The following is a 13,623-nucleotide window of genomic DNA, read 5'->3' on the forward strand; positions in this document are numbered from 1 at the left end:
ACATTTTAATATTTTTTGGAATAGGTTATAAAGTTTATTAATTATATATATATATATATATTGAGATAGACGTATAGTTGCAATATTTAGTTTTTTATTAATTGCGAGTGTACTCATAATTAGAAATTATACTATAAATAGATGTGTTAATTTTTAAAAACCATTTGATTACCAATGATATATATCCAATTTTAAAATGAATTAATAAAAAAAGTGCCTAAATATTTTCGACACTTTTATTAATTATATACAACTAAATAATATATGCGATTCCATCAGTTTTTTCGTCAATTGAATACATTGATGCAAAGTATTCTTTAAGTGATTCAAAAACAGTATCTTGTTGACGATAGAATCTATCTCCAACGTTTGCTAATACTCATTCAGGACGATCTAAATCGCTGTGTCAGATATCTCCGGCAATAGCAAAGTCTTCTATTTTTAAACCATCAGGTCAATCATAAACTTCAATTAGACCATTATTAATTTTTCTTTTAACAAGTGAATCAATATTTTTGCCATCTTTTAAAACTCAAGCTTTTGGATTTGTAGTTTGCGCATAACCATCATATACACCTTGTTTTGATTTAACTGCGAAGTTAGTTGATTCAATATATGCGACTGGAAGGTTTGCATTTCTATAAAATGGAGCATGATCAGATCAATCACCTGTTTCTCCTGGTTTATATTCACCTGGAGTAAATTGTGGGTGAATTTCTAATTCTTGTGAAGGATCTTTTAAATTTTGGCTTCTAATTCTAGAAATAGCATTAATTTGATCACGAATAATTGTTGATAAATTTCCATATACTCTTCCTAAACTTGGTGATGTATTTGGTGAGTGAACATACATTCTATCACCACCAGCAACGGTATCTAAGTTAATCATACCAATTGAATTTTTTAGTAATGGATTGGTTTCAACTTGTTTAGAATCCTTTTTCGATTTTAAAAATTGAGCAACAAAGGCTTCAGAACCTAGTTTTCCAAGCTCTTCAGCATCAACAAAAATAACATGTAATCTTACTCCTAATCTATCACGATTAATAGGATTTGAGAAATATTTTAATAGTGATAGATTAACTGCAACACCAGTAGCATTATCAGTAGCACCTCATGAAATTCCTTTTGGACCTACATTATTAGTAGAATCATAGTGAGAAACAATATAAAAATCTTTAACTTCTCGTTGTTTATTTTCCTTACCTTTTAAGTTTTTTTCGCCAGGATTTATTGTAACAATAATGTTATTACCAATGTTATTGATTCTACTTGAAGCAGTATCATATAAAAATCCTTGAGTTATAAAACCAGTTTTTTTCATATCTTCATAAGCTTTATTAACAATAGCTTGATGTTTTCCATCTTCTTTAAAAGTTGTAACAGCATTCCCGTTTAATCGATTTATTTTTGAATCAGGAGCCGCTTTACTTTCAATCGAACCATAAGTGCTTTGATCTGGATAAGTAATTACATTGCCAGTATGATTTTCATATCCCATTGAAGAGATCATCTTTCTTAACACTCTATAAGCGTGATAACTTCCGTAAATATTGCGTTGTGAATCAATTTCAACATTTTCGGCATATAGTGGATCTAAAACATCTGAAGTTAGTGCTTTACCATTTTCTAGCTTAATACCTAGTGATTTAACAATTTTATCCCCATCTTTTTCTAGCATTAAACTTGATTCTTTAAAGTTATTAATATTTTCTGCTTTCCGACCATGAGTATTGTTAATAAATTCATTAAATTGTTTATAAACTTCTAAATCACTAACTTTACTATTTTCACTTTTATTTGTACATGAAGCAGCAATTAGCGGAAAAGATGCAAGAGTTGAAACACTCGCTAAACTAATTACAATTTTAAGAGATTTTTTCATTATTTATTTTTTTACCTTTCATCAATTTATTTTTATTTGACAAATACATAACTAATTATGTATAAAAATTTTAATACTTTGTTGTCATAAATTGAAAAAAATCAAACATAATTAAATGAATTTAGAAAAAAATAATTAGCGTTTTTTAATTAATAGTAAAATTTTATTATTAAAAAGAAAGTTATAGAGGATAGTATGATGCTTAAAAAAAATGGTAAAAAAACAAAAATTTTAATCTCACTATTGGCAACACAATTCGTTGCTTTGCCAATAGCTATGGTGGCTTGCAATAATACTAATAAAAAAACTGAAACAACCACAAACAATTTCGATAAGTCAGATGTTAATCGGGAAGGCAGTTTAATTGGTGATGAATTAAGAGAAAAAGTAAATGATGTTATTAAAAATTCATCATTTACATTCACTGACTTAGCAAAAGAAGAATATAACGCCTTAAATAGTCCAATTAAAAAAGATCAATACATTAAATCATTGTGAGAAAAAATCACAAAATGATTTGCATCATCTAAAGATCATTTAGATCGCTTTGCCTTTCTTCCTGAAACACTAAGAAATCCAGAATTTAGGAAATATTTAAATGTGAATATTCCAAACTTGGAGTATTTCGTGGGGAATCACGAAGTACATTGTTACTTTGATTATGATGAAACCCAAAGAAATATTTACTATCACTATAAAATAAAATGTCTAGATGGTAGACAAAATGAAGGACAGGGAGACGTATTTTTAAATTTAGGTCAAGATAATTAAAATGAGAAATAGAAAAAAATTTCTCATTTTTCTACCCCTAATTTTACTCCCTGTTCCAACTTTGGCAGCTGCATGTCAGCAAACTCAAAAGGGTATTCAAATCGATGAAAACATTATCAACAAAAAATATTTGTCAAATTTAACGTTGCAACAAATTGCTTCATTAAATGAAATTAAACAATTTTTATTTAACAATGAAAAAGGTAATAAAGTATATTTATCAGTTAAGCAAATAGATGAAAGACAAAATGATTTGATTTTTGAAAATGATTTACACTATAAACCTGATTTTAAAACACAACAACCATTTCAACAAATTAACACTAAATATGACAATATTAAAGTTCAAACAACTGACAACCCAAAAAATGATATTTCACAACTTTTCACTGAATATAATTTTGAAGAGATCAAAAAATATAATGGTTATGGAAATAAATGATTTTACTACCTAGCTAATCTCAAGGGGATTGATAAGGATTTTTATAGAGTAGGTGACCCTTATTTTTTTGATTTTCAAACAATAATTTTTCGATTAGTTGATGATTTAAAAAATAATTCTGGACTCGTAAGAGAGCGGAGTCTTTTTAGTAGTAATAGAAAAGCTATTTTACTTGAAAATGTATTCAAAAACCAATACATTCAAGCAAAATCGTGACTTAAAAGAGATGATATCAAAGAAATTTTTATTAAATACTTAATTTTATATTTAAATAAATTTAATCTTGGAATTAAAAAAATTAATATCGATTGATCGTCAAGCACAATTAAAGAAAGTATTGACAAAAACACTAATTTTGTCAGTTTTAAAATAAAGGACATCATTACTTTTGAAAATAAAAGCATTATCACTGATGAAATTCGCAACAAAACTTTTTACATCAATAATTTCCGTAATTATGCAACCAATCTTAAATTTGGTGTTGGAGAGTCAGGACTAAAAGAAAAATTGCCACTGTTCAATGACTATGTACAAAATCCACTACTGAATATTAGTAGCTTAAAGTTTTTACCGGTTGTTGACAATATTAATAATTTCATTAAGGGATATGGTAGCCTTAATTATTGAAATTCTCGTGGAATTGTTTACCTATTTTCAAAATTTAAAAATCAAATTTTATCATTAGACATTCCTGATATCTATAAAGAAAATGATCTAAAATATGAAATTGAAGATGTTAAATTTACTAATTATTTTGCAACCGATCAAATTATTAAATTAATTATTAAAGTCATTAAAAAAGATGGCAGTTTTAAGCGTTATGTTCTACTAAGTTCTAATTTCGATGATCACGGTCATTATTTGCGAGCAATAGCCTTGAAAAATTTGCCAATCAATTTACTAAAACCACAAGATTATTACATTTATTCAGAGCATCAACTTGCGCAAATAAAAGGCATTAAAATAGCTGATTTTATCGATATAGATCCTAATAAACCGTTTAAAAATTTAGTCCAAAATGCAATTGATAAGGTTTATGAGAAATGAAATAATCGTAATTCAGTTGATGTTATCTCAATTAAAAAAACTGATGAAAGTTTACAGGTTTTAGTGGCATATTTAAACAATTATTTACTTTCATATGCAATTGAAAATGATGGTAATAAAATTCATAGTGGTATTAAAAAAATTGAATTAGCTAATATTAGTAGTGATGAACCCGGAACATTAGTACTTAACCTAGAAGCATTTAAATTTTTAGATGAAAATGACATAAATTTTACTAATGAAAATGAAAAACCTTTTTATCAATTTTCAATTAAATTAAACGGCTTTAAAAACTACAAAGGTACTAGCCCCAATTCCTTTAGTTTAATAAGTAAAGGAGAAGTAAAATAATGAAAAGAAAACTTCCAACAATAATCATTAGCACCTTAGCTCTGACTCTTAGCACGGTCCCTCTTGTTGCCATTAGTTTTAGTAAATCTAAGATAAAAAATCGCCTAGAAAATAATGAGAGAGAATTACCGTCAAATTACTTTGAAGAAAACTTTGTTAAAAAAGCCTTAAGGTTGAAAAAAATAGCTAGAGAGTTTAATAGCGAATTTTATTTGTTTTCCAATCAATATGCTAGCCTAAGTTCACGTTTTAGTGATTTAGTAAAAGAGCAAAGTATTCCTGAATTAAAAGAAAATTTAAATAAATATTTTTTGAAGAATTTCGTTTTTGAAAATAATGATAAAAATAAAAGCTTTGCTAATTTAATTTATGAACTTAATTGGTTAATTGAAAAACTATCAATTCGATTATCAGATCTTAATTTCTTTTTAGAAAATAATGAACTAAGCGAAACATCATCTAATAATCAAAGCGAAATTAATAAGGAAATTAAAGAATATCTTCATGACCACAATTTTCAGTTTGTAATTCTAAAAACTGACAAAGCCCCCATTACTACTTTGTTTAAGCACATTAAGATACATTTAAATTCAATTGCAATGTCTATAAAAGAACATAATGCTTTAACTAAATTTTTCGAAGAGTACAAAATGGCAAAAAATTTTATTTACGACAATATTAATCATATTAATTTAGACGTAAATTTTCAAATTATTTATGACATTTTAAACACAAAAAAACTTGATTTAAATTTTGAATATGAAGAAAAAAATTTTTAAATAAGAAAACACATTTCATTGTTTAGTGGTTGAAAATGTCTTGATTATGATATAAAACCAAATTAAAATATAATATAATATATGCATGAAATAATCATATAAAAAAGGAGAATGTTTATGAAAGAAGAAAAATCATGTTGTAAGAAAACATGCGAAATGGAAAGCAAATGCGCAAAGGCATGTGACATGGAAAAATCATGTGAAAAAACATGCGCTATGGAAAGCAAATGCGAAAAATCATGTGACATGGAAAAGAAATGTGAAAAAACATGCGATATGGAAAAGAAATGTGACATGGAAAGTAAATGCGAAAAATCATGTGACATGGAAAAGAAATGTGACATGGAAAGTAAATGCGAAAAATCATGTGACATGGAAAAATCTTGCAAAAAAGAAATGTAATTATGTTTTAAAAAATAAAGGCGTTCACTTAAACCCTTTATTTTTTTATTTAGTTTCTAACTTATCTACTAATTTTCTTAATTTTATTAATGAATGATTTAGTGCTGATCGTGATTTCGTAATTCCAAACTGTTTAATTCGGTGAACTAAATCATTGAGACTAAGGTCAATATTTTGCTCTTTGATATCAAAAAAAAGAATTTCATCCTTGTTAAAATGCCCTTCAAGGTGATTTTTTTTAATAAAATCATAATTATGTAAAAAGCCCATATTAGCATTAGCAATTCTTTGTTGGTTATAAATGTCAGAATTGGTAATTCGATTAGCGTTATTAAAAAAATCACGTTCAATTTTTGAATCTTCGAGATGGTAATACGCCTCTTGTGCGTCAATTGCTTTTAAAAAATCACAGATATCTTCGATTTTTTTAATATAGATCAAATATCTTTCTTTTCGCAAATAAATTTTAAAATGCATATTGTATTTATTTAAAATTTCTAAGGCCTCATAGGCGTATGATGATTCATAAAATTTCAACTCTAAGTGGTTTTGAACACTACTTGGCCTATTAATTGAACCAGTTGCTAAGAAAACTCCCGAAAAATAATCACGCTCTTTTTTAAAGTTGTGGTGGCGAAAAGAATTTAGATCAATTAGGAAAGCATTTTTTCGCGGATTTTTATATTTTACTTTCATTTGAATTAATAAACCTTTTAGATAATCAAAGATTTCCAAATTATTAATAATAATATAAGCAGTATTTTTTTCGATTCGTGCTGTGGATATAATCCCATTTAATAAATCACTTTTTTCATACTTACTTAATTTGCGACTAATAATATTTTTTTTAACTTCATAAGCAAATGACGAAATTGGCATCCTATCTCTTTTCTACTAATTTAACTATATTATATAAAAAAATAATAAAAAAAGCAACGACCTATTTTCCCATACGGTATCGTCGGCACTGAAGGGCTTAACTGCTGAGTTCGGAATGGTATCAGGTGGAACCCCTTCGTTATGGTTGCTACGTAATACATTATATAGTAAAAAAAAATATTTTCACAAAAAAATTATTTTTTTTATTTTTTTTAAAATTTCATTTTTATGTGAATATAAAAAAATAATAAAACCTATTTCATTTTAGTTCATCTCAAAGTGAAATAATGAAATTTTTAGATTATAAAAACCCATTTTGCTTCACAAAATTTTCTTTACCATAATAATGTTTCAAGGTTTTTATAATTATTTATTTATATAAGAAATGTATATAAAAAATCAAGCCACAATTAATACTAGCTTGATTTTTAATTAATTATAAATTCATCAATTTTACGAAATTATTTTAATCAGATACTAGTGGAAGAGAATAAAATTCATTAGCGTTAATATGAACTCCTTGATGATTTTGTTGGTTTTTGTCAAGAGAAAACTTAACATATAATTTTCCGTCTTCTCCACCGGTGTTTTTTATAAGTAAAAATTCAACAATGAAAAATTTTTTTTCTTTATCAATTCTAAAAGAAAATGGAGTAATAATGTAATCTTTATACCTGTCTTTTTGTTGATATGCAAAATCGGTTTTAAGTTTAGATTTAAATTCACTTAAATTTGTATAAGTTCCTTTGTAGTTAATAATTATTTGCGTTTGCAAATTATAAAGTTTTAACTTATCGTCATATTTGTAATCAAATTTACTTTTATACTTTTCAAATTGATCACGAGTTATAAATTCCCCTAATATTTTCGGACCGTCACCATGTGAAAATTTTACATATAAATCAAAGTCGTATTTTCTATTAGAAGATTCATTTAATGAAATACGGTAATTAACTGCAACTGAATTTTTTTCTTGAAATCTCACATCAACATATTTAACTTCAAAATTAGTAATATTATTATTGAACTTAATTTTATCCTTTTGAAATAAATCGTTCAAATCATCACCTAGTTTGCCTTCATATTTGAAATCAACTCTAGTCTTATATCCTTCAATTCTATCATTTCTTATGTGGCTTAGTAGTTGATCTTCATGTTGTTTTTTGGGAATAGCAGCATTAAAATCTTCGACATTAACATAAGATGCTGTTTTTTTAAACTCATTATTAGAATACGCATATTCGACATAGACATCAAATGTATAATTAGCAGTTGTATCAACAACTTTATATTTAGAAATTACTTTTCCATCAGGATTAACCTTTGTCTCGATTAATGTAATTTGATAATTCTTTAAATCACTATGAGTTACTTTACTATCTTGAAACCAAAACTCTGACTCATTGCCAAGCTTACCATCATAGTAAAAGCTAACTTCCTTTTTAAAATCATTTACTATTTTTTGTTGTCTTTCAATCTCAGAAATTTTTAAATCTAATAAATCTATAGATTCTTTTCAAGAAGTCTTATCCGACAATTTCACGAAATTAAATTCCAAAATTTTGTTTGCATTTTTATCTAAAAAATTTTCTATTTCTAAATAATTTTGAACTTGCTTTTTATGTGATTTTAAATGAGCGAGATCATAACCATTATTAAAAACATTTTTTATATTTGTTTCTAAAGCATCTTGAAAAAATTTTATTCTTGTAGAAAATTCTTTAACAATTGTGGTTAAATCATCTTTTAGGTGCTTTGATAAATTATCAATAGTTTCTTTACTTTTAATTTTAGAATTTATTGATTCGAAATCTTTAATTAATCATTTATATTTATCGGTATTTACATCAGTTATAGAATTATTTGTAGGATAAATTAAATTATGCATTTTATCAATGACTTTTTTTATTTCATCTAATCCTTTAAATTTTTTAGAAAACTCATCAATTATTTTTTGGTTTGCATCGGAGTCAATAGGCGCATTTATATCCTTCATTGAATTAGTATCTTTTTTTCCATTATCTTCTTTTTTATCAGAAGTATTGCCGTTGTTGACGTCACCTTTGTTTATATTAGGTCCGTTATTACTTTTATCATCCGTTTTTGCATCACCTTCAACAATTTCATCAGAATTGCCAATCATTGTTTTAGTACACGATGCAGCGATTAATGGCAACGATGCAACTACTGTTGGCATTATAATCAATCATTTAAACTTATTATTTTTCATGAGTTATCCTTTTGTTTTGTTAGAAATGAAATACCCAATTATATGAATTAGAAATACTATTAAATTGAAATTAACAATTGACAAAATTAATTAATATTTTAAAATCTTTACAAAGCTATTTTTAGAGTCAATATCATATATTTTTTAATTAAGACTTCATTTTCATAGATTTTGCTGACATTATTGTTTTCATTTGTTCTTTTTGCAATTCATAAAATTTCGTTAGTCATTCTACATCTTTAAAAATTTCTAGCTTATATGTTGGAAATTTTTTGTAAATTTCTTCTAATGTACTTTCAATTTTTAAATAATTTTCAACTTCTTTCTTATATGCTTCAAAAAGTTCTTTACTAATTTTTCCTTTTGATAATATTCTATTATAAGTGTAGGAAATGTCGTCCTTGAATACTTCTTGAAGTTCTCTAATTTTTTTATGAAATGAACTAATTATTTTTTGCTCGTCTTCCTTTATACGCAATGATAATTGATCTGCTACAGCTTTAGTATTTTCGCTAGATCTTGCTAATTCTAAATCGGTCTTTAATCATTTGTATTTATCTGTTTCGATGTCTGTTTTTGAATTATTACTATAAAATAAATTATGAAATTCATCTATTAATTTCTTCATTTCATCTAATCTATCAAATTTTTTTATAAATTCTGCTTTTATATTGAATGCTGGAACAATAATCAATGCGTCTATTATCTCTGGTTTTGGTGCTGGTGCTGGATTTAAATCAGGATTTGGTTGTGGTGCTGGTGCTGGATTTGAATCAGGCTTTAAATCAGGTTTTGGTTGTGGTGTTTGATCAGGAGTTGGTTTTGGTGGAGTTTGTGTCTCACCATCTTTTGCATCATTACTATCTTTTTTCTTATTACATGCCGCAGCAATTAAGGGTATAGATGTAATTGCTACAGGTAAAGCAATTCATCACTTGAAATTTTTTTTCTTCATAAATTGTTTTTTCCTTCTTTTTTTATAAGTCTATTATATTATACACATAAAATAAAATAGAAATCAAAGTACTAATATTCAAAAAATTAACTATTTTTTACATTTTTTTAGCAAAAAAACAAAAATTTTTATTTTTAATAAAAACCAAATTTATTTTTTTACTACTAATTTAAATTGTATAAAAGCTATTTTTTGTTATTTATGCACCATAATTTAACAAAAAAAATATAATTATAAATGTGTATTACTAATTATTAAAATATATATCGGAGGATAATATGAAAGCAAAAATTGCAATTAATGGCTTTGGAAGAATTGGTCGTCTAATTTTTAGAGAAATCTACAATGACCCTGAGCTAGAAGTTGTTGCTATTAATGACTTAACTAACGCTTCAACTTTAGCACACTTATTAAAATATGATACAGCCCATGGCATTATGAATGAAGAAATTTCTAGCACAGAAAATTCAATCATTGTTGGTAAAAAATCATTTCCTATTTATAGCGAAAAAGACCCAGCAATGTTACCATGAAAAAAATTAAAAGTAGATATTGTTGTTGAAGCAACCGGAAGATTTGTAACTTCTGAATTGGCACAACTACATCTAGATGCTGGAGCTAAAAAAGTATTTATTAGTGCCCCTTCAAAAAGTAATGATGTAAAAACTATTGTTTACTCAGTTAATGAAAATACATTAGATAAAGATGACAAAATTATTTCAGGTGCTTCATGTACTACTAACTCATTAGCACCAGTTGTTAATGTTTTAGAAAAAGAATTTGGAATTGAAAAGGGATATATGACAACTATTCACTCATATACCGCTGATCAAAGATTACAAGATGCACCTCATAGTGATTTAAGAAGAGCGCGGGCAGCAGCTTCAAATATGATTCCAACTTCAACTGGTGCCGCTAAAGCTATCGGCAAAGTTATTCCAAGTTTAAGTGGAAAAATGAATGGAATTGCCCTAAGAGTTCCAACTATAACTGGATCAATCGTTGACTTAACAGTTGAACTTAAAAAAGATGTAACTGTTGAAGAAATTAATGAAGCAGTTAAGAAAAACATTTCTGAATCATTAGAATATACTGATGCTCCAATCGTTTCAAGTGACGTTATTGGTTCAAAAGCTGGTTCAATTTTTGATAGCCAATTAACATCAGTTATTGAAGTTGATGGTAAGAAAATGTACAAAGTTTATTCATGATATGATAACGAAAGCTCATTTGTACATCAATATGTTAGAACATTAAAATACTTAGCTAAGTTAAAATAGTTGAAATAAAGTTATTAAAAAAATAAGATTTCGCGATCTTATTTTTTTGTTGCATCTAAATTTATTATTATTTAAATATTTCTTGATAGATTTCGTCGTAGTATTTAACTGGAATAAATTGAACTTCTTTTTTAACTTCTTGTGGAACATCAACTAGATTTTTAAAGTTATCATTTGGAATAAAAATCTTCTTAATTCCGAATTGTGTTGCTGCAAGTGATTTTTCTTTTAAACCACCAATTGGTAAAACTTTTCCTCTTAAAGTAATTTCACCTGTCATACCAACAATAGCAGGTACTGGTTTTTTAGTTAAAGCACTAATAATTGAAGTTGTAAAAGTAACTCCGGCACTAGGTCCATCTTTTGGAATGGCCCCAGCAGGTACGTGAATATGAATTGAGTTATTTTCAAAATCAAAATCAATTCCAAATTTTTTAGCATTAGATCTTACATAAGCTAAAGCAATTTGTGCTGATTCTTTCATAACATCCTTTAGCTGACCGGTTAGTTTTAAACCATCTTTGCCTGGGAATGTTGTTACTTCAATTGCTAAAGTAGAGCCACCAAAACTTGTATATGCTAAACCGTTAACAACCCCAATTTGGGCTTTGTTTTCATTTTCATCATCTTCAAATTTAACTGGTCCTAAAAAGTCTACAACTGCTTCTTTGGTTACCACAAATTCTTTTTTGATTTTCTTATCTAGGATTTGCACAACAATTTTTCTGGCAATACTGTCAAGAATTCTTTTTAATTCACGAACTCCACTTTCGCGAGTGTAGAATCTTACAATAAATTCTAAAACTTCATCACTTAATTGCATTTGCTTTTCAGTTAAGGCATTTTGTAAATATATTTTTGGCATTAGATATGATTTAGCAATTTCTATTTTTTCTTTTGTTGTGTATGTTGATAATTCAAGAATTTCAACCCTATCAATTAAAGGAGCAGGAATGGTGTCATATGAGTTAGCAGTAGCAATAAATAGAACTTTTGACAAATCATATTCCAAATCAAGATAGTGATCTTGGAAGTTAGCGTTTTGTTCAGGATCAAGAACCTCAAGCATAGCACTTGTTGGATCACCACGAAAATCTGATGACATTTTGTCAATTTCATCTAATAGAATAACGGGATTAGAAACACGAGATTTTTTAATTGCTGAAATAATTTTCCCAGGCATTGCACCAACATAGGTTCTTCTGTGTCCCCTTATTTCACTTTCATCTTTAACCCCACCTAATGAAACTTTAATAAACTTTCTTTTTAATGCTTCAGCTATTGATTTAGCTAAAGTAGTTTTACCAGTTCCTGGAGGACCAATTAAAGTTAAAATAGGAATATTATTAACTGGGTTATTATTTGTTTGACCAGCTTGTGTAACAAATAGATTTGTATCGATAAAATGTTCTGGATCATTTTTGATTGCAATATATTCATTTTTCGAAGATTTGCCTTTAGTGTGAGTTAAGACAGAAATAAATTCCAAAATTCTTTCCTTTGGTTTCTTAAGACCGTAGTGATCTCTGTCAAGAATCTTTCTAACAAAATCAATGTCAATAATTTCTTTACTTACTTTTCTTCATGGTAGATTTAGTAGAAGATCGATGTATGTTTTGGAAATGTTAGCTTCTGGACTTGAAGGCATCATTGAAGACATACGGTTTTGTTCACTTCTTAGTGCATCTAAAACATATTGTGGATATTGTTTTTTTAATGCATCATTTTCTTCGATGCTATCAACTAATTTGTTACCACCTTCATCTTCATTTAGCATTTTATTAATTTGACGTAATTTTTCACGCAAGAAGAATTCACGTTGCTGTGTTTCCATATCGCCACGAAGGTTGCTATTGATTTCACTTTCAATTTCATCAAATTTAATTCTATTAATCAATTTCTTCAAAATTTCGTCAAATCTAATATCTAAATTACTATAGTTTATAAATTTAAGTAGTTCAATGGTTGAAAAACTACTACGCATATAGTTAATAGTTTTTCATGAAATTAATGAATAATCAGCGATATTAATATCATTTTTATAAGAACTCAAAAAATTAGAAATTGCCTTGAAATTTCCATTTGTTTTCATACTATCTTCAGTCGGGTCAAAATGTGGAGCTGATAATTTTCTAATAATCATTGAAACTTTTTTAAATTTATCGCTAATAGTTTTAATGTTTTTGTTTTCTAAAATTTCTTCTTCAGTATTAGCATAAATTACGTGATTATTATCCTTATCTGAACCTTGTTTTGTTTCAAGACTAATAATTTTTTGACGGTCGCCTGATTTTAGTAGAAGATCGTAAATTCCGTTGTTATCTTCTTTTGCAACAATTTCGGCAATTACTCCATATTCTTCTAATTGGCCGATATTAGGCTCGTTTTTAATATCAACATCTCTTTTGATAAAGGCAATTAAAATTTTATTTTGATATTTTTCGATTGACTCAAAAAGAGCACTAACAGATGTAGGCTTGCCAACTCTTATTTTTTCATTCTCAATACCGAATGGTAAGATAATTTGATTTTTAATCGCTATAAATGGAATTTTCATAAATTTCCTTTCTAAAATTAAGTTATAAATTCGCTAATTAATTAA

The 13,623-nt window shown here is 27.0% G+C and carries 10 protein-coding genes and 1 rRNA gene; 5 read left to right on the plus strand and 6 right to left on the minus strand.

What is annotated here, in order from left to right; translation table 4 throughout:
• Window positions 1-253: 253 nt before the first annotated feature.
• A complete protein-coding gene (locus tag DA803_RS02500; protein ID WP_114191042.1) occupies window positions 254-1,885 on the minus strand; it encodes a M28 family peptidase in 1,632 nt (543 codons plus the stop codon).
• 198 nt (window positions 1,886-2,083) lie between these two features.
• Between DA803_RS02500 and DA803_RS06485 the strand changes: the two genes are divergently transcribed.
• The 4 genes from DA803_RS06485 (at window position 2,084) to DA803_RS02520 (ending at window position 5,677) form a co-directional block, all read left to right on the plus strand.
• A complete protein-coding gene (locus DA803_RS06485) occupies window positions 2,084-2,656 on the plus strand; it encodes a hypothetical protein (RefSeq protein ID WP_114191043.1) in 573 nt (190 codons plus the stop codon).
• Window position 2,657: 1 nt separating this feature from the next.
• Entirely contained in the window at window positions 2,658-4,496 is a 1,839-nt protein-coding gene (locus tag DA803_RS06490; protein WP_114191044.1) for an MAG3240 family lipoprotein, read from the plus strand.
• Window positions 4,496-5,275, plus strand: a complete 780-nt coding sequence (locus DA803_RS02515; RefSeq protein WP_114191045.1) for a hypothetical protein — start codon at window positions 4,496-4,498, stop codon at window positions 5,273-5,275. The genes DA803_RS06490 and DA803_RS02515 overlap by 1 nt, the downstream gene beginning before the upstream one ends.
• A 117-nt stretch (window positions 5,276-5,392) precedes the next feature.
• A complete protein-coding gene (locus tag DA803_RS02520; RefSeq protein WP_114191046.1) occupies window positions 5,393-5,677 on the plus strand; it encodes a hypothetical protein in 285 nt (94 codons plus the stop codon).
• A gap of 45 nt (window positions 5,678-5,722) precedes the next feature.
• Here DA803_RS02520 and whiA read toward each other — a convergent pair whose 3' ends face one another.
• The 4 genes from whiA to DA803_RS06500 form a co-directional block, all read right to left on the minus strand.
• Window positions 5,723-6,556, minus strand: a complete 834-nt coding sequence (whiA, locus tag DA803_RS02525; RefSeq protein ID WP_114191047.1) for a DNA-binding protein WhiA — start codon at window positions 6,554-6,556, stop codon at window positions 5,723-5,725.
• 48 nt (window positions 6,557-6,604) lie between these two features.
• Window positions 6,605-6,709: ribosomal RNA gene (gene rrf / locus DA803_RS02530) — 5S ribosomal RNA — on the minus strand.
• A gap of 313 nt (window positions 6,710-7,022) precedes the next feature.
• Window positions 7,023-8,786 (minus strand): hypothetical protein, encoded by a 1,764-nt coding sequence (locus DA803_RS06495; RefSeq protein WP_114191048.1) that lies wholly within the window; start codon window positions 8,784-8,786, stop codon window positions 7,023-7,025.
• A 148-nt stretch (window positions 8,787-8,934) separates the two neighbouring features.
• Window positions 8,935-9,741, minus strand: a complete 807-nt coding sequence (locus DA803_RS06500) for a hypothetical protein (RefSeq protein WP_114191049.1) — start codon at window positions 9,739-9,741, stop codon at window positions 8,935-8,937.
• Window positions 9,742-10,019: 278 nt separating this feature from the next.
• Between DA803_RS06500 and gap the strand changes: the two genes are divergently transcribed.
• Window positions 10,020-11,021: a type I glyceraldehyde-3-phosphate dehydrogenase gene (gene gap, locus DA803_RS02545; RefSeq protein ID WP_114191050.1), complete on the plus strand. Its 1,002-nt coding sequence runs from the start codon at window positions 10,020-10,022 to the stop codon at window positions 11,019-11,021.
• Window positions 11,022-11,088: 67 nt separating this feature from the next.
• Here the strand turns inward: gap and lon are convergent, their stop codons facing one another.
• Entirely contained in the window at window positions 11,089-13,578 is a 2,490-nt protein-coding gene (gene lon, locus DA803_RS02550; protein WP_114191051.1) for an endopeptidase La, read from the minus strand.
• Window positions 13,579-13,623 lie beyond the last annotated feature (45 nt).

It is taken from the genome of [Mycoplasma] phocae (genome assembly GCF_003332325.1).
GTDB lineage: Bacteria > Bacillota_I > Bacilli_A > Mycoplasmatales > Metamycoplasmataceae > Metamycoplasma > Metamycoplasma phocae.